Raw genomic sequence first — 17,012 nt, 5'->3', positions numbered from 1 at the left:
ATCATGACCGGACGGCAGGTATTGACCTTCCGCCGCGAACGAGATTGGTGCCTGCCGAGGCCGGCCTACCCACCGCCGACCACTGCAACGTCGCATGGCCGTTCTTGCCGTGGTTCGGCACGTGGTGGCCCATAGCTCATTTCGTATATCTCTCCGATTGTCTCGTTTCGCGCACCGCCCGCTTCGGCTGATATCTCAGACAACACTGAGTCTCATCGCCAGGGCAGCCAACGTGACGAAAAGCACCGGCACGGTCAGAACGATACCAACCTTGAAGTAGTAACCCCAAGTGATGGTCATGCCCTTGCGCGCCAGTACATGCAGCCACAACAACGTTGCCAGGGAGCCGATCGGCGTGATCTTCGGGCCGAGGTCACTACCGATCACGTTGGCGTAGATCATGGCCTCCTTCACCACGCCGGTTGCACTTGACGCATCGATGGACAGCGCTCCGACCAACACCGTCGGCATGTTGTTCATGACCGAGGACAAAAGAGCCGTGAGAATCCCGGTACCGAACGCGGCTCCCCACACTCCACCTTTGGCGAAAACATCAAGGAGCGCGGCAATCTGCTCGGTAAGACCCGCGTTGCGCAGGCCGTACACCACCAGATACATGCCCAGCGAGAAGATCACGATCTGCCATGGTGCCTCACGCAACACCTTGCGGGTGCTGATGACATGACCGCGTGCCGCCACGCCGAGAAGCAACAACGCGCCGACGGCCGCGACGGCGCTGACCGGCACCCCTAGTGGTTCAAGACCAAAAAAACCGATCAGCAGCAGTGCCAGCACCACCCACCCGACGCGGAAGGTCGCCAGGTCGTGAATGGCCTCACGCGGTTGTTTGAGCTGGGCCAAGTCGTATTGGGCGGGTATGCTCCGCCGGAAATAAAGCAACAGCACCGCCAAGGTAGCGGCGACCGCGGCGAAGTTTACCGGGACCATGATCATGGCGTATTCGTTGAAGCCGATCTTGAAGAAATCGGCCGAGACGATGTTCACCAGATTGGACACCACCAACGGCAAACTGGCCGTATCGGCGATGAAACCGGCGGCCATGACGAAGGCGAGTGTTGCCTTCTCGCTGAACCCCAGCGCCAGCAGCATTGCCATCACAATGGGCGTCAGGATCAGCGCGGCGCCGTCGTTGGCGAACAACGCTGCCACTGCCGCGCCGAGCAAGACGATGAGCGCAAACAACAAGCGGCCGCGGCCACCGCCCCACCGAGCGACGTGCAGTGCTGCCCATTCGAAGAACCCGGCCTCATCGAGGAGCAGGCTAATGATGATGACAGCGATGAAAGTGGCTGTCGCATTCCAAACGATGTCCCACACAATGGGCACATCGCTGAGATGCACGACACCCGCAGCAAGGGCGACAACGGCGCCAAGAATCGCGCTCCACCCGATGCCGAGGCCGCGCGGCTGCCAGATGACAAGGACGATGGTAACGAGGAAGATCAGCAGGGCAGCCAGCACGTCAGTTCTCTCTTTTCAACGGGTTTTCGAGTTCGTGCAGACGCCGTAGAAGGTCGATGCGCGAGACCACGCCAATCACCATGCCGGCCTCGATCACGGGCAGCGAAGTCAGGCCGTAGTCCGCCATCAGCCGTGCCGCCACCAATGGGTGATCATCCGGCGCAACGCTGTGCACCTCGTGCGTCATCACCTCGGCCGCGGTGCGGCCTTCGGCCTTGCCGGGCTGGGCGCCCTCGGGACCAAGAAAGGAAATCCAGAAGTTTTCTTTCCAAAGCGACTCGCGTGGCTCCAGCCGTTCGTCAGCTGCGCGGTGGATCAGATCCGCTGCGGTGACGACGCCGAGCAGGCGGCGGTTCTCGTCCACCACCGGCACGCCGTTGATGCGGTGGGCGAGGAGCAGCCCGGCGATGTCTTCGACCGGAGTTTCGGGGTGCACGACGACGGGATCGGAGGTCATCAGGTCTCGGATGAACATGACTGGCCTTCCCTATTGCTCGGCCAACGCCAGCAGGCGCTCGACCCCGACCGGCTCTTCGGTTTGGACCGGCACCAAAGCGACGCGCTTGGCGTGCTCTGTACGCACGGCCTCGATCTGCGCCAGTTCGTGACCGGCGCGCTGCTTCAGCAAAGGCGCCTCGGTCTCGCCAGCAGCCAGGCTGTTGTTGATCACCCAGGCCCATGGCTCGATCCCGGCGCGACGCAGATCGTCCTGCAAGCGCGCGGCCTCCAGGACCGGGGTGGTCTCGGCCAGCGTCACGACCATGACCTTGGTGCGCGCCGGATCCTGCAACTGCATCATCGGCGTGGTGTAATGCGCCTTGCCCTCCATGTGGCGGGCGACCTCCCGGTGATAGGCCCCCGTGGCGTCGAGCAGCAGCAGCGTGTGACCGGTCGGCGCGGTGTCCATCACCACGAATTTCTTGTCGGCCTCGCGGATGATGCGCGAGAACGCCTGGAACACCGCAATCTCCTCGGTGCAGGGCGAGCGCAGATCCTCTTCCAGCATCGCGCGGCCCTCAGCGTCGAGGTCCTGGCCCTTGGTGGCGAGAACATGCTGCCGATAGCGCTCGGTCTCAGCGCGCGGATCGATGCGGCTGACCTCCAAATTATCCAGCGATCCAGCCAGCGTGTCCGACAGATGCGCGGCCGGATCGGAAGTGGTCAGATGCACGGGCAAGCCGCGCTTGGCCAGCCCGACGGCCACGGCCGCCGCCAGTGTGGTTTTGCCGACGCCGCCCTTTCCCATCATCATGATGAGGCCGTGGCCATTAGCGGCCAGTTCATCGACAAGCACAGCGAGGCTGGGTAGATTCGCTGGAGTTGCGCGGATTTCCGGGGCGACCGCGCCCGCATCGTCCGCAGCGTTGAAAAGACGTCTCAGCGCCTCGACGCCGACCATGTTGAAAGCCTTGAGCGGCAACTGGTCGAGCGGCAACTGGCGCAACGCAGCCGGTATCTCGGCGATGGCTGCCTGCTCGCGACGATAGACGGCAGCCGCCAGCATGTCGTGCTCGGCTTCGACTGCCGGCAAGACGCCGTTGATAACCAGGTGCTGCTTGGACAGGCCGATTTCGGCCAATTCCGCATGCGTGCGCGCGACTTCGTCCAGGGTGGACTTCTGAGCACGCGCGACCAGGACCAGGCGCGTGCGAGCAGGATCGGACAATGCCTGCACGGCCTCCGCGTAACGCTGCCTCTGCTTGTCCAGGCCGGTCAGCGGCCCCAGGCATGAGGCGCCGTCCGGGTTCTTGTCGATGAAGCCGCTCCAGGCGCCCGGCAATTGCAGCAGGCGGATGGTGTGACCCGTGGGCGCCGTGTCGAACACGATGTGGTCGTATTGTTCGACCAGTTCGGAATCCGTCAGCAGCGCTGTGAATTCGTCGAAGGCAGCGATTTCCGTGGTACAGGCCCCGGACAGTTGCTCTTCCATTCCCTTGATGACATCAGCGGGGAGTGCTGCGCGAACCGGCTCGATCACGCGGTCGCGGTATTGCTGCGCCGCCGCCTGCGGGTCGATCTCGAGCGCCGATAGGCCACGCACGGTGTCGATTGCAGTTATCTTGTTGCCGATGGTCCGGCCGAACACCTGACCGACGTTGGAGGCCGGATCGGTGCTGACCAGCAGGACCTGCTTGCCCTGTTCGGCTAAGTGGATCGCCGTCGCGCAGGACAGCGACGTCTTGCCGACGCCGCCCTTGCCGGTGAAAAAAATGAACTTCGGTGCGTCGCTAAGAAACTTCATGATGTCCTCCTTCAGCAGCAGCCGCTGCGTGTGCCGCAGCTGCCGGGCGCGGGCGGGACCGAGGCCGGTGCTTCCGGAGCGACCCCCAGCCAGCGCGCGAGCTCGGCGCGCTGCGGATAGCGCCCCGCCAGCGCAACCTCGTCATCGACGAGAACGAGGGGCAGCGCGTCCTGCCCGGAACGGTCCAGGAAGCCCTTGACAGCAGCGTTGTCGACAAAGGCCATCGGCTGTTGGCTCAGGTTGAACCGCTCGATCCTGGCCCCCTGCTGCCTGGCCCACTCCAGATCGGCTGCAAAGGTCACCAACTGCTGGTCGACATCGACGCCGCACACGCCGGTGGTGCAGCACATGGCCGGGTCGAAAACCTTGATCTCGGGACTACGCATGGCTATCTCCTCTTGGTAAACGTTTATCGTCGATTGACGATGACTATGGCAGAGCTTGACGCCCTCCAGGTCAATTGAAGTCGGAATGCTAGAACTTGGATTTGGCGGCTCGTGGGCCCGCGACCACGTCGAGAAACTGTCTCAGCGGTGCGAGCGCAATCGGGTTGAGCGAGTAGCAGACCCTCGGGCGCTCGATCTCCCCGGTGATGATCCCGGCCGCCTTCAAGATGCGCAGGTGCTCGGAGGTCGTCGACTGCGCCAATCCGATTTCTTCGACGATGTCACAACCCACGCAGGTCTGCCGAGCCTCCAGCATGCGGATGATGGCGATCCGGGCCGGATGTCCGAGGGCTTTGGCGAGGACAGCCAAGGTGAGCGAGTCGTCGGGCTCGTCGGCGTAACGGGCATTAGCGGACATCGAATTTTATCTCTATCGTTCATCGTCGAAAGGCTATATAGAGGGCGCAGATCAACTTGGCAAGGGCCCTCATGCAAGCGACGCGTCTATTCCTAGTGACAGCGGCTATGCCGGCTGTTCCGTTTCTGGTGATGGCGGGTCTTTACCACGTTAGCACGGCAGCGCTCCTTGTCGCGCTCGGCCTGTCTGTCGCTCAGGGCCTCTTTCCGATCGCCGGCGTGACCATGATGGAGCATCTTGGCTGGCGCACCGCCTGGATGATCAATGCCGTCATCGTCGGCGTAGCAGTCGCTCTGCTGTTTCTGCCGCGTTTAGGCGACAAGGCCATTCGCAACCGCAAGGACAGGTCAAACGATATTTCATCCACAAAACCGCTGTAGCGCGATCGTCGTCTTTTGCTGACCTTCCCGGCAATGCGGGCAGGCCCGTTCATCGTGACGGGATTATTCTTCCATCAGACGCGGCTTGCCGAACAAAAAGGATGGGATATTTCCTTTGTGGCGGGGAGCTTCGCCGCCTTCGCCGTAGTGCAGGCCCTGGCTTATTGTCATCGGTCCATTATTGATCCGGCTTGGGTGATCTTGAAATCGAGGGCATTCGATCCAGTTTGGCGGGATGAAACATGTCGACATGCGCAAGCTGCCCGCAGCAGCGCAAGAGGAGCGCCGCCCGCAGGTCATCGGCCTGCGGGAGAGCGGTCTGACGTATGAGGCCATTGCCGCGCAGGTGGGCCTGATGCGTTGGCGAGGCCGGATGCTCGGCGCGGCCACCAAGCTCAAGATGGTCCTCGGCATGCTTCTTATCGTGGCGGGCGTGATGACGCTTTCCGGTTTGGATCGCGTTGTTCAAACCGTATTGGAGCAAGCACTTCCAGATTGGTTTTTGGCCGTGACCACCCGAATCTAGCCGGTGTCATCACCGGCTAGCACCTTTGATTCCGGAGCGCCAAGTTTCGGAATCAACCGCATGTAGATCAATTCGCTTATCAGCTCGACCAGTGTTTGCGTGACGATGATCGCCGGCAGGATCGGCACCGCACCCGGCACGGCGAAAGCGAGCGGCAACACTACGAGCGAATTTCTGGTGGCGGCGCTGAACGCGATCGCGCGGCCTGCCGCTGCCTCAAGGCCGAACAGCCGGCCGACGCTCCAACCGATCAAGGGCGCGAGGATCGCGAAGGCGATATAGACCGGCACCACGCGCAGCGCGCCGTCGATTGCCGGGCCGAGCTGCGGGACCACGGCTGCGATGACGACAAACAGAACGAGCGCGGTGGCCGGGACAGGCAAGAGCCCGAGGACCGTTGCGGCGCGCTCCCCCGTTCGGTTGCGGCTTGCCCATATCTGCACGAGCGCAGCCAGTATGAGGGGAACCGCAATTAGCCAGACAAAGGCATGCACGAACGGCCCCATTTGCACGAGGTTCGCCGCATCGGCCCCGAGAAAGAACCCGAGATAGACCGGCAACAGCATCATTTGCAGGATGAGCAGTGCCGGCGTTGACGCCAAAAGGAGCCGCGCGTCGGCGCGGCCTAAGTGCGAGAACGTCACAACGTAGTCGATGCAGGGCGTAAGCAGCACGAACAGGACGCCAAGCCGCAACATCGGTTCGGCCGGCAAAAACTGAATAAGGCCGGCAACGAGGATCGGCACCACCACGAAATTTGTAACGAGTAGCGCCGCAAGGAACCGGACGCGCGCGAAGGCTCGCCCAAGGTCGGCAAGAGGAACCTGTAGAAAGGTGACGAACAGCATCAATGCGAGCGCCGGATTGACGGCGCTCTCTAGCGCTGTCGTCCCCGGAACAAGCAAGGCGACTATTGCGGCCAGAACGACCGCGCCGAAATAGATTTTGACCTGCTGTGTTTCGAAAAACTCTCGAAGGTGATCTAAACTTTTCAAACCCTTATCCTTTTATCGTTCCTGACCGGAAGGCACTGCCACGGTGACCGTGCAACGTTGTTCTTTCTTCGCCTTGGCGGCCGCCTCGGCGCACGCCGCAAGTGCCTCCTGATTGGCGCGCACAAGATTGCTGGCCTCGACCAGGTTGCGCCAGCCTCCTGGGCTTCCCGACTGCATGAGCGAGATTCCCGCATTCCAGCGGTCGGCGTTCATGGCGGTTGAGGCTACGGCCATATCGACCGATCCGGGCAGAACGCGCGGAAGGAACAACGTCAACAGCACGCCGGCAACCAGGCCGGCCGCTCCCACGCCCCAAAGCCACCAATCCTGTTCCCGGCGAAGGCGGGCGGCCCTGACAAACTCGCGAAGATCGCCGGTCACGCGCTCGAGGGCTTGTCCTCGAGCCTCGATCGTGCGGCCAGCACCCTCCGAAATCCGGTCGCCGGCGTTCTCGAGCGCGCGGGCGTAATGCTCGGGGCCATTCCTGAGCGCCGGCGACTTCTGCAAGGCTTCAAGGGCCTGTCCAACGACGGCAACCTGTTTGACCATACGGCCAAGCTCCGGGCCGTAATCGGGCGGCTGCTGGATTTTCTCGAATTCCTCGAACGCCGCTTCCACCCCCTTGCGGATGACGGTCATTTCGCCGCCAACGTCGCGCGTCAGCTTCTCGACAGATCGCCGCAACGTATCGAAAGCCTGGGCCGGGTCGCTGCCTGCGTCCTGCTCGTCTGGTTCTGTATCCTCGCTCTCGTCCGTCATGGCGTCTCCTATCGTTCCATCCCAAGGCCCTGGCTCCGGCCGCGCTCAAGGCTCTGCTCCATGTTGCGGGCGAGGCTTTCGCTCTGCCGCACATGACCGATTCCGAGGTCCTGGCTGCGATTGCGCAGGATCGATTCAACCTGCGGATCGCGCTCAAGGCTCTTTGTCATGCCGCGCATTTGCCCCTCGACCTTCCCGCGCGCCTCGTCGTGCTGCCAACCGCGCAGCTCCTGGCGTTCGCCCTGTAGCTCCTGCCAGCGCTGCACGAACCGTTCGGCCCTGACGTTCGGGTCCGCCAGTGCGGCGCGCTCCCGGTCCATGCCGGCGCTGAGCTGGCCGACACGCTCGCGGCCGGAAAGCTCCTGCATGGCGGCCCGCGTCTCCGGATCATGCTGCAAGGCGGACACCATCAGCGCCGACGCTCCCGGCCGCGCCCGGTCGAGCTGCTGGCCGGCCTGCCGCAATTCCTGCTTCTGCGTTTCGAGTACGGGCAAGCCCTCACTGTGATTTCGCTCGGCCGCGCCATAGGCCCGCGCATAGCGGTCTATGGCGCGCTCCATGTCGGACGGTCGCCGCAAGCGGTCTGCCTGCCGGTCGGGCGCGGGCGCCTCTCGCACGCTCTCCCCTCTTTCCGGCTGCTCCTGGGCGGCTGAGGCGGCATTGAGCTTCAAGCCATCGAACATGCTGCGCCGGGGAGTCTCGGCTCTCTCTGGCCGCTCCTGGGCCGGCGCGGCGCGGTCCTGCTGCGGCCCTTCGGCCGCCGCGCTCCGCCCGAGTTTCAGGCCCTCGAACATGCTTCGGCGCGGTCGCTGCTGCTGATCGTCCCCATGTTCCTGAATACGATCCTGGGCGGGATCCTTGGACAGCGAAGAAACCCGGCGTGGATCCTCGCCCCTATTTTCGGCCTCGATGCTCGGCCGCTGCGCTTGGCCAGCTCTGGCCCGGGTCAGCTCCTGCGTCGGCTCCCGCTCCGGATTGAGCTCGATCTCGCTGCGGACGCCCAATTGTTCCGCTATCCCGCGCCGCTCGGCAAAGTCGCGGGTGTAATCGAGCGTCGTTTCCTTCGCGCCCGATCGGCTGAGCCGGTTTTCAAGTTGGGAATAGGCCAGCTCGCCGGCGTCCTGCACCTTCCACGCATTGCGCTCGGCCGTGCTGCCATCCGGCAGCCGAACCGTTTCCGATCCGCGATGCTCAAGGCCGATCTTGCTCCCGATCTCCGGCGCGGCCTCTTTCATGGCGCGCTCAAGGTCCACACCCCAAACCGTGTGTTTCTGGCCGCGTTCATTTTCCAACGTCACGAAATAGCTGTCGCGGTTCTTCGGGTCGTGCTGATAGGGCGCGGTCCCATGCTCGACCAGGCGGCCCGCATTGCGATCGGCAAACTCGTCTTGTGCCGCATAGAGCTGCGCGCCGTCGCGATGCCGGGTCATGGCGACATAGGTCAGATGCCGGTCCATCGTGCCCGACGCCATCACAAAGGCCCGGTCCACCGTCGCGCCCTGGTTCTTGTGAATCGTCGTCGCATAGCCGTGGTCGACGGCGCGATAATCGTCCATCGGCACGCTGATGCTGTCACCCCTGCCCTGTCCGCCTGGGCCGTCGAGCTGCGCGACGATCATGGGGCCGGCACCCGGCCGGCCTGCCTCGACGCGCTCGACCGTGCCAAGCATCCCGTTCTTGACGCCAAGGTCGCGATTGTTCTCAAGGAACACGATACGGTCACCCGGCGCGAACTCGCGCTTGCCGTCATTGGTCTGGAAGGTCAGCGCGCCGGTGTTCTCGCCCTCGCCCGGCCCGTGGCTGCGCGCTAGCTCGCCCCGGTCCTGTAGCTCGGCCCGGATCGCGTCATTGATGGCCCGAACATCGGCCCGGCGATGCGCCATCGCCACCCGCGTTCCCTCCGGCCGCTCGTCGCGATCGGCAAGGTAATCCCGCACGATCTCGCCGCGCGCATACTCCCGCGTGGCGTTGAGCCGAATGTCGCCATGATCCCGGTAGGCGGCCAAGCCCTCGGCCGTCCGGTGCGTGGCGAAGTCCACCGACGCCTCCCGCTGCCAGTCCACGCGCTGCCGGCGAATCTCCGAAAGCTCGGCATGGCCGATCTGCTCGGCAATGGCTCGGAACGGTGCGCCAGCCCCGATCGCCTGTAGCTGCTCATGATCGCCAACAAGGACGATCTTTGCGCCGCGCGCCTCGGCCTCGTTGATGAACCGGGAGAGCTGCCGGCTTCCGATCATGCCGGCCTCATCGATGACGAACACGTCGCCGCGGTTAAGTCGGCCGCGGTCGTTTTGCCAGCGGTATTCATAGGACGCGAGCGTGCGGCTCTGAATGCCGGACGATTCTTCCAAGCCCTCGGCCGCCTTGCCCGACAGGGCCGCGCCATGGACGGTATAGCCTTGCGCCTCCCATGCCTCGCGCGCTGCGGCAAGCATGGTGGACTTGCCAGCGCCGGCATAACCGACAACAGCCGCGATCCGCTCTGGCCCGGTGATATGCTCGATTGCGCGGCGCTGCTCGTCCGAAAGCCTTGCAGAATCGTCGCCAGCACTTGCCCGAATGGCCGCATCCTGCTCTTCTATCGCTCGATCGACATGCCGCCGATCGACACCATGGGTCTGCGCCTCGTGCATCCGGTCTGCCGATTTCGCCATGCCGGATTCGATCCCGACCATCTCGCGGGTCGAATATCGCGCAAGCTCGATCTCGCCTGTCTCGGGGTTCGACCGCTCGCCCTGCAACTCGACCAGGGCAGGCGAAGCCATGACGGTTGCAAAGGCGTTCTGGAACGTCTGCGCGTCGTCGTTGATGTAGCGATGCAGTGTCCGCGCAATGTCGTGCCGATCGAACACGCTCTTTTCGTTCGTGACGATCGCAAGAACCTGTTCCGGCTTCTCCCGGATCAGCTCTGCATTCCGCTGCGCCGCCTCCGCATCAAGCCGGGTGCGCGACACGTCCAGCCCGCGCCGTTGCATCTGCGTGGCATGCACGCCCATATGCTCGGTCGGCTCAAGCTCAAGTCCGCGCTCCTGATGCGAACGATGATCGATCCGAACATCGAGGCCGGCCATCGCCAAATGCTCGTTCGCATGTTGCTCCCACGACTGTCTGATATCGCGGAGCTGCATTTGTGTCGTGGGCAACCCCTCATTCAACAGACGCACATTCTTCCACTCGATATGCGTCTTCTCGCCAAGACCTTCCTCTGTGACCTGGCGCGTGGTCATCAAAAGGTGCGCGTGATGGTTCCGAACGTCGCTCGCCGAATGCGGCGCATGGATCGCAAAATCGACCGCCCCGCCATAACGGTTCGCCAAATCCTGGGCGAACGCCCGCGTTAGCTCTAGCCGCTGTTCGGCCGTCAGCTCGTGCGGTAACCCGATCTCGATTTCACGAGCGACACGCGCGTCTTTCCGATTTTCGGCAAACTCCGCTGCGTTCCAAAGCGCCTGACGGTCCTTCGCCCATTCTGCATTTACACCTTCGGGAAGCACGATTTCAGTTTGCTCAACGCCTTGCTTGCGGGAAAAATCATGCGTGAGGCCATCGCGTTCGTTCGTCAGACGCTCACCGGCACGATAGGCGGCAGAGGCAACAGCACTTCTGCCGCTGCTCCGCGATACCGGCTTCATGCTCGCATGATAGATCGCCAAACGCTGCCTGCCCTTTTCCGATCCGGAATCGGCGCAACTGACTTGCGAAGCAAGTCGTAAGTGCGCCCTTATCAACTCAATCACTTCGTTCGTTCGTCGCTCGGTGTGGTGCTTGCGGAACAGTCGATGCAGAGGAACTGAGACCAGAATTGTGCGGCAAAACCGCCAAAAATTCAAGCGCAACAGGCGAACACTGGAAAAGACGGCCGGGGATGATAGTCTTGGCTAGCAACCGGAAAGGGAGAATGTGACATGGCGCGCAAATCCATCGAAGAACGTCTAGCTCAACTGGATGCGCAACGCGCCAGCCTGAAAGCACGGCTTGGCAAACAGGAGCGTGCTAACGATACCCGCCGCAAGGTTCTGCTCGGTGCGCTCGTCCTGCATCGCCTCGAAGGCGGAAAGGACGACTTTTCGCGGAACCTGGGCGACTGGTTGCGCCGCGAGCTGCCCGGCTTCCTGACGCGCGACGGGGACAAGGAACTCTTTGCCGACCTGATCGGCGCGACGACAACCGGACAAACGGCGGGGAGCACCAGGGAGACTGGATCGTGAATCGGGCAACGCTTGCCTGGGCCGCATTCAAGAACATGCTGCGCGCTGCTACCCGCGATCCGCTATGGGCGTTCGTCGCGCTGATCGCCCTGCCCTTCCGTATCTGGCAAACGCTGCTGGTCGTCCTGTTTATCCTTATCGTCGCGCTGTTCGTGATCGGCTTTGGCGGCCGGTTCTTTCTTGAACAATGGGGCTTCGGTCCCGGTAGTGTTCCCTTTATCGCGCTCGATCTGGTCACGCTCCTGGTGCTGGCTGCGATCGCCTTCCGCTTCATCACCAACCCGCTGATTATCCATTTCGGGGACATGGAAGGCGAAACCCACGGCTCGGCCCGCTTCGCCACGAATAGGGGTCAGGACAAGAGCAGTTCAAAATCCTGCGTTAAGCTCGAACGAACTGAGAACGTCATGCCGCTCGCAGGAATTGGCCAGGGATGCGCAGAGATCTGAAGCCTTCCGGCATCTGCTGTTCGGTGTCCCAGGAATAGATGCCAGTGAGATTTATGTGCTCCCAACTGAGCGGCGAGATGTGCTTGAGCAGATCGTCAGGAATATGCCGGCCCTGTTGCCGCAGATGGGCAGCGGCACGGCTGAGATAGACGGTGTTCCAGTGGACGATGGCGCTGACGACCAGATTGAGGCCGGAGGCCCGGAATGCCTGGCTGTCAAAGGAGCGGTCGCGGATTTCGCCGCGCTCGTGGAAGAAGACGGCGCGCTTGAGCTTGTGGGCGGCTTCGCCCTTGTTGAGACCGGCCTGACAGCGCCGGCGCAACGCCGGGCTCGAATACCACTCAATCATGAACAGGGTTCGCTCGATACGACCGACCTCGCGAAGCGCTTTGGCCAGATCGCTGGATTTCGATGAGGCGGACAACCTTTTGAGGATCGTCGATGGTGCAACGGTACGGGTCATAATCGAGGCGGCCAGACGCAAGAGATCGTCCCAATGCTCCAGGATGAGTGCCGTGTTGATCGGTGCGCCGATATGGTTGGCCAGCGCCGGATAGGCATCGGCCTTCTCGAAGGTGTGGAATTTCCGGTCCTTGATATTGCGCAGACGGGGCGCGAAGCGCTTGCCGATCAGGGCAAACAGCGCAAAGACATGGTCACTGGAGCCACCGGTATCGGTAAACAATTCTTCGATCTCCAGAATCGTGTCGTGATCGAACAGGCCGTCGAGGACATAGACGGCCTCGCTCTCGGTCGGACTGATCGGCAGAATGCTGAAGTAGCCATATTGGTCCGAGAGTCCGCTGTAGAATTTCGTGCCAGGCTCGTTGCTGTAATGGAGATTGATGTCACCCCGCTTGGCAGCCCGATCGCTAGCCCGGAAGAACTGCCCGTCGGATGAAGCGGTTGTTCCATCACCCCATAGTCGCGAATGCGGATGGCGCGTATGAGCGTCGGTGACACAGGCCTGTGCGGCGCGATAGGTTTCGGAGCGGGCATGGAAGCTGCGCATCCAGCCGATCTGATGTGCGCTGATGCCTTTCGAGGCCCCCGCCATGCGTTTCGGGCCGAGATTGGTGCCATCGGCAAGCACGCCGGCCAGCATGGCGGCAATATTCTGTGGTGCATCTCCCGTCCGGACATGGGTGAACTGGTCGGCGAATCCCGTCCATTCATGCACTTCCCGCAACAGATCGGGTACCTCGACCAGAGGATACATGTCGGTGATTTCGGCATAGAGGGTTTCCGCCGCGGCTGGCACAGCGCTTCTGTGCGGCGTCACGATCAGGGTTCCATTCTCCATTCTCACGCCCTCAAGCTTTCCATAGCGGGCGCGCCAGGCCAGCCGCTTCAGGTTGAAGTCCATCATTTGCTGGGTTTCCGCCAGCCATGCCGTGCCGTCGGCCTGGACGCCGAGACCAAGCTTGTCTTCCTCCTTCAGGGCAACAAAGGCCGGCTTCGGCATCAGATGTTCATCAATCGGCCGGAACGAGCGGCTGCCTTCGACCCACACATCCCTTGAGTGCAGCCGGTCACGCAAATGCGTGAGTGTCGCAAGCTCGTAAAGCCGCCGATCCGGCTTGCCATTTTCGAAGATCAGTTCGCGCTCCGATTTTGTCAGATGCCCGACCGGAACACGATCGGGCAACACGCGGCGGCCTTCCGCGTAGAGCTCTTTGATGGTGGCGACGGCGGAAAGCAACGGATCGTGCCGTCGCTGCGAGCGGAAGGTGAACGTCTGGAGAAAATCGCCGGCATATTTGCGGACGGTCGCATGTTGTTCGGCCGCCATTACCAGAGGCGACACATCACTGTTCTCCACCATGGCCTCGAGACCGGGTTTGACCTGAAGCAGCCGATGCCATCCTACGCGCCGATCCAGGATCGTCATGGGATCTGCATACAGGCGTCACGACACGAAAGTGATGAATCTGTCCGACTTTTGAGAACGCATACAGAACTCACGTCGGCTTGAGCGTTGATGCCGTTGATTTCTGGGCTTTGAGCGCTTGGTAGAGAGCGGTCTTGCCGATCTTCACGCGGGCGGCAGCTTCACGGACATTCAGCCCAGCCGCGATATGCTGGCGGGCCTTTGCGAGCTTTTCTGGTGTCACGACCGCCTGGCGACCACCGCGCCGGCCCCGTTCCTCTGCGGCTTGCAGACCGGCGCGGGTTCTTTCCCGGATGAGATCACGCTCGAATTGAGCCAGCGCGCCAAACAGATGAAAGACCAAACGACCGCCGGGCGTAGTTGTGTCGATGTTTTCGGTGATGGATCGGAAGCCAACGCCCTTGGCTTCCAGCTCGGTGATGATGTCGATCAGGTGCTTCATTGATCGACCGAGACGATCGAGTTTCCAGACCGTCAGCGTGTCGCCCTCCCGAGCATAGCGAATAGCTTCCGTCAGTCCTGGTCGGTCGGTTTTCACACCCGATGCTTTGTCCTCGAATAGCTTTTCGCAGCCAGCCTTGCGCAATGCGTCGAGTTGCAGTGCGGTATCCTGGTCTTCGGTAGAGACTCTTGCATAGCCTATGGCAGTCATGAGACACGATTTGTCCGTTTTCTTGTTAAATGCGGACAATGTCCGATTTCCCGTCGAGTAACAAGCTTTGCGGACAAAATCTGTGGACACCGCAAAACGTCCGTTTGTCGGACACGCATTTTCCAGTTCGCTGCACTCTCTCCAACGAATCTGGAAGATCAGAGAATGGCGCGAAGAGTATTACTGAGCGAAGCATGGTGGCGACAGGCGACAACCATCCCGGTTGACGAAAGGGAAATCGCCAAACATTACACGCTGGATCGATCGGAACTCGACCTGATCATGCGGCAGAACAAAGCCTCGAATCGGCTGGGCCTCGCCTGTGTTCTGGCCACACTGCGTTATCCTGGCCGACCGCTAGCGGATGGCGAAATCCTGCCGTCTGGCGTCTTGCGGTTTCTGGCGCGGCAGATCGGCGTCGATCATCGTGAGATCGATCGTTATTTCGAACGGTCGCAGACCCGACGCGAGCATCTCGCGCTGCTTGTCGATCGAATGCAGATGCGCCCTTTTGTCCCTGCAGATGTGCGGATACTGACCGGTTGGCTGACGCCTGCCGCACAAACCATGCGCCAGGCCGATGTATTGGCAGATATGGTAGTGGAGGAACTGCGACGTCGGAGAACTCTCCTGCCGACGCGCGCGGCGCTCGAAGCTATCATTCATGTGGCGATCAGGCGCGGCATTCGGATTGCTCATCGGGCCTTGGCGGGCGGGATGTCAGAAGGCCAGAAGCTCGATCTGGACAAGCTTCTCGACCCGCGTGAGGGGACGAGCGTGACCGTCCTTGCCTGGGCAAGAACACCGGCATTATCGCCAGCCGCGGTCAATCTCGACAGGATTGCCGAGCGCATTCGCTTTCTGCGGTCTCTGAACCTGCCGATGACGTTGATGGAGCGCATTCCGGCCAAGGTCTTTGACGAATTCGCGGCAGAGGGGACACGAATGAGCGCGCAGCATCTGCGCGACCTCAATCCCGAACGCCGGCATGCCGTCCTGGCTGCGACGGTGCTCCACCTTTCCCACCATCTCACCGACTGCACCATTGACATGTTCAAGAAACTCATGGGAATCCTGACGCGGCGAGCCGATAACCAGGCCGCCGCTCGCGTCATCCGATCCGTCCGCGACGTGCAGAAGCCATTGAAGGACGTTTCGAAGGTTTGCCATGCGATCATCGAGGCGAGGGACAAAGGCGAGGATATCGCCAAAGCGCTCGAACGGGTCATCCAATGGCCGGCCTTTACGACCAGTGTCCAGGCGGTCGATATGCTGATCGCTCCGGATGTCATCGACGGCAAAATCGAAATGCTCCTGCGCTATCCGACGATCCGGAAACTGGCACCGCAATTCCTGTCGACACTCGTGTTCCGCGGTCACGCCGTGGCGGCGAACCTCCTGCGGGCGCTATCCGTGATCGCGGATCTCTACCACAAGGGCAAACGGGCGATACCGGACAAGGCACCGATCTCCTTCGCGCCGAAAAGCTGGATGCCTCTCATACTACAGGATGGTAAGATCGATCGCAGGGCCTATGAACTCTGCCTGTTCAGCGAACTGAAACGCCGGCTCGATGCCGGCGATGTCTGGGTAGAAGGGGCCAAGCGCTTCCAATCCTTCGAAAGCTTCCTTATCCCCACGCCGACATTCGAACTGATGCGCGAGGAAGGGCCGCTCCCGGTCGCAGTCGATACCGACGTGGAAACTTACCTCAGCCAGCAGCGCCAGATCCTGAACGGCGGGCTGGCCGACCTTTCCCGTCTGGCCGTAGCCGGCGAACTCGACGATGTCGAACTGACCGGAGCGGGGTTCAGCGTCACGCCGCACAAGGCAATGTTTCCAGACATCGCCAAGTCGCTGAAGCGACAAGTGGAAAGCCGTCTGCCTGCGATCCGCATCACTGACCTTTTGCTAGAGGTTGATGCCCGCACGGGATTTTCGAACGCCTTCACCCATCTGCGCAGTGGTCGAACGGCCGACAACAAGCTTGCGCTCCTCACCGCCATCTTGGCGGACGGCATCAATCTCGGTCTCACCAGAATGGCGGACGTTTCTCCCGGGAACACGATGCGCCAACTCGCCTGGGCGCACGACTGGCATATTCGCGAAGAAGGCTACACCGCCGCACATGCCGTTCTTGTCAACGCCCAGAGGCAATTGCCTCTCGCAAGCTTGTGGGGTGACGGAACAACTTCTTCCTCAGATGGCCAGTATTTTCCGGCGGGCGGACACGCCGAGGCGATCGGCGATCTCAACGCCCGCTATGGCCCGAATCCCGGCGCCAAATTCTATCGCTTCACCTCAGACCAGTATGGCGCTTTCCATATCATCGCCATGAATGCCAACGCCAGCGAAGCAATCTACGTCCTTGACGGTCTGCTCTATCATGGCAGCGACCTCGCCATCGAAACCCACTATGTCGATACAGGCGGGGTCAGCGACATGAGCTTCGCTCTTTGCCATCTGGTGGGGTTCCAGCTTGTGCCCCGGCTACGTGGTCTCAAGGATCGCAGACTTTATCTCTTTCCTGGCGACACGCCTCCCGAAAATCTGGCGTCGCTCGTCGGCGAACCCATCAACGTCGAGCGGATCAAGGCAAACTGGAACGATATTCTGCGGCTGGT

The 17,012-nt window shown here is 61.8% G+C and carries 14 protein-coding genes and 1 pseudogene; 5 read left to right on the top strand and 10 right to left on the bottom strand.

The window, feature by feature from the left end; translation table 11 throughout:
• Positions 1 to 195: 195 nt before the first annotated feature.
• From BHD07_RS31575 to BHD07_RS31555, 5 genes are all read right to left on the bottom strand, one after another.
• On the bottom strand, positions 196 to 1,479 hold the full coding sequence (locus BHD07_RS31575) for an arsenic transporter (protein WP_445190513.1): 1,284 nt from the start codon (positions 1,477 to 1,479) through the stop codon (positions 196 to 198).
• 4 nt (positions 1,480 to 1,483) lie between these two features.
• On the bottom strand, positions 1,484 to 1,957 hold the full coding sequence (locus BHD07_RS31570) for a CBS domain-containing protein (RefSeq protein WP_151678937.1): 474 nt from the start codon (positions 1,955 to 1,957) through the stop codon (positions 1,484 to 1,486).
• Between the two features lie 12 nt (positions 1,958 to 1,969).
• A complete protein-coding gene (gene arsA / locus BHD07_RS31565) occupies positions 1,970 to 3,724 on the bottom strand; it encodes an arsenical pump-driving ATPase (protein ID WP_338284309.1) in 1,755 nt (584 codons plus the stop codon).
• 11 nt (positions 3,725 to 3,735) lie between these two features.
• On the bottom strand, positions 3,736 to 4,110 hold the full coding sequence (gene arsD / locus BHD07_RS31560) for an arsenite efflux transporter metallochaperone ArsD (RefSeq protein WP_338284308.1): 375 nt from the start codon (positions 4,108 to 4,110) through the stop codon (positions 3,736 to 3,738).
• 88 nt (positions 4,111 to 4,198) lie between these two features.
• The gene (locus tag BHD07_RS31555) at positions 4,199 to 4,528 is read right to left on the bottom strand and encodes an ArsR/SmtB family transcription factor (protein WP_151678940.1); all 330 of its coding nucleotides are present in this window, start codon (positions 4,526 to 4,528) and stop codon (positions 4,199 to 4,201) included.
• Positions 4,529 to 4,635: 107 nt separating this feature from the next.
• Here BHD07_RS31555 and BHD07_RS31550 point away from each other — a divergent pair, with 107 nt between their 5' ends.
• Positions 4,636 to 4,908, top strand: a complete 273-nt coding sequence (locus tag BHD07_RS31550) for a hypothetical protein (protein ID WP_338284307.1) — start codon at positions 4,636 to 4,638, stop codon at positions 4,906 to 4,908.
• Positions 4,909 to 5,158: 250 nt separating this feature from the next.
• Positions 5,159 to 5,434, top strand: coding sequence for a hypothetical protein (locus BHD07_RS31545; RefSeq protein ID WP_338284306.1), 276 nt, complete (start codon positions 5,159 to 5,161; stop codon positions 5,432 to 5,434).
• On the opposite strand, the gene BHD07_RS31540 is transcribed toward BHD07_RS31545, so the two are convergent.
• Genes BHD07_RS31540 through traA form a run of 3 tightly spaced genes read right to left on the bottom strand, consistent with a single transcriptional unit; the run spans position 5,431 to position 10,841 of the window.
• Positions 5,431 to 6,429 (bottom strand): arsenic resistance protein, encoded by a 999-nt coding sequence (locus BHD07_RS31540; protein ID WP_338284305.1) that lies wholly within the window; start codon positions 6,427 to 6,429, stop codon positions 5,431 to 5,433. The genes BHD07_RS31545 and BHD07_RS31540 overlap by 4 nt on opposite strands.
• A gap of 12 nt (positions 6,430 to 6,441) precedes the next feature.
• Positions 6,442 to 7,188: a DUF6118 family protein gene (locus BHD07_RS31535; RefSeq protein WP_338284304.1), complete on the bottom strand. Its 747-nt coding sequence runs from the start codon at positions 7,186 to 7,188 to the stop codon at positions 6,442 to 6,444.
• Between the two features lie 8 nt (positions 7,189 to 7,196).
• Positions 7,197 to 10,841 (bottom strand): Ti-type conjugative transfer relaxase TraA, encoded by a 3,645-nt coding sequence (gene traA / locus BHD07_RS31530; RefSeq protein ID WP_338284303.1) that lies wholly within the window; start codon positions 10,839 to 10,841, stop codon positions 7,197 to 7,199.
• A 252-nt stretch (positions 10,842 to 11,093) separates the two neighbouring features.
• On the opposite strand from traA, the gene BHD07_RS31525 reads away from it, so the two are divergent.
• Together BHD07_RS31525 and BHD07_RS31520 are read left to right on the top strand one after the other, a co-directional pair.
• Entirely contained in the window at positions 11,094 to 11,396 is a 303-nt protein-coding gene (locus BHD07_RS31525) for a mobilization protein (RefSeq protein WP_151678945.1), read from the top strand.
• A 35-nt stretch (positions 11,397 to 11,431) separates the two neighbouring features.
• On the top strand, positions 11,432 to 11,845 hold the full coding sequence (locus BHD07_RS31520; RefSeq protein ID WP_338284302.1) for a hypothetical protein: 414 nt from the start codon (positions 11,432 to 11,434) through the stop codon (positions 11,843 to 11,845).
• Here the strand turns inward: BHD07_RS31520 and BHD07_RS31515 are convergent.
• Positions 11,802 to 13,736, bottom strand: a pseudogene (locus BHD07_RS31515) (Tn3 family transposase); the annotation flags it as partial. The gene BHD07_RS31520 and the pseudogene BHD07_RS31515 overlap by 44 nt on opposite strands.
• A 70-nt stretch (positions 13,737 to 13,806) precedes the next feature.
• Positions 13,807 to 14,388, bottom strand: a complete 582-nt coding sequence (locus BHD07_RS31510; protein WP_094574575.1) for a recombinase family protein — start codon at positions 14,386 to 14,388, stop codon at positions 13,807 to 13,809.
• A gap of 165 nt (positions 14,389 to 14,553) precedes the next feature.
• Between BHD07_RS31510 and BHD07_RS31505 the strand changes: the two genes are divergently transcribed.
• Positions 14,554 to 17,012 (top strand): Tn3 family transposase (locus BHD07_RS31505; protein ID WP_338284301.1); only part of this gene is annotated, 2,459 nt, incomplete at its 3' end.

Origin of the sequence: Sinorhizobium sp. KGO-5, assembly GCF_036245905.1 — a bacterium.
Lineage (GTDB): Bacteria > Pseudomonadota > Alphaproteobacteria > Rhizobiales > Rhizobiaceae > Sinorhizobium > Sinorhizobium meliloti_A.
The sequence above is the reverse complement of the archived record's forward strand: the minus strand, read 5'-3'. Positions and strand labels throughout refer to the sequence as shown.

Bases quoted from the DNA above. Each gene is read 5' to 3' on its own strand.
- arsA (WP_338284309.1), bottom strand. From the start codon at position 3,724: ATGAAGTTTCTTAGCGACGCACCGAAGTTCATTTTTTTCACCGGCAAG.
- BHD07_RS31555 (WP_151678940.1), bottom strand. From the start codon at position 4,528: ATGTCCGCTAATGCCCGTTACGCCGACGAGCCCGACGACTCGCTCACC.
- BHD07_RS31510 (WP_094574575.1), bottom strand. From the start codon at position 14,388: ATGACTGCCATAGGCTATGCAAGAGTCTCTACCGAAGACCAGGATACC.
- BHD07_RS31550 (WP_338284307.1), top strand. From the start codon at position 4,636: ATGCCGGCTGTTCCGTTTCTGGTGATGGCGGGTCTTTACCACGTTAGC.
- BHD07_RS31525 (WP_151678945.1), top strand. From the start codon at position 11,094: ATGGCGCGCAAATCCATCGAAGAACGTCTAGCTCAACTGGATGCGCAA.
- BHD07_RS31535 (WP_338284304.1), bottom strand. From the start codon at position 7,188: ATGACGGACGAGAGCGAGGATACAGAACCAGACGAGCAGGACGCAGGC.
- arsD (WP_338284308.1), bottom strand. From the start codon at position 4,110: ATGCGTAGTCCCGAGATCAAGGTTTTCGACCCGGCCATGTGCTGCACC.
- BHD07_RS31520 (WP_338284302.1), top strand. From the start codon at position 11,432: ATGCTGCGCGCTGCTACCCGCGATCCGCTATGGGCGTTCGTCGCGCTG.
- BHD07_RS31570 (WP_151678937.1), bottom strand. From the start codon at position 1,957: ATGTTCATCCGAGACCTGATGACCTCCGATCCCGTCGTCGTGCACCCC.
- BHD07_RS31545 (WP_338284306.1), top strand. From the start codon at position 5,159: ATGCGCAAGCTGCCCGCAGCAGCGCAAGAGGAGCGCCGCCCGCAGGTC.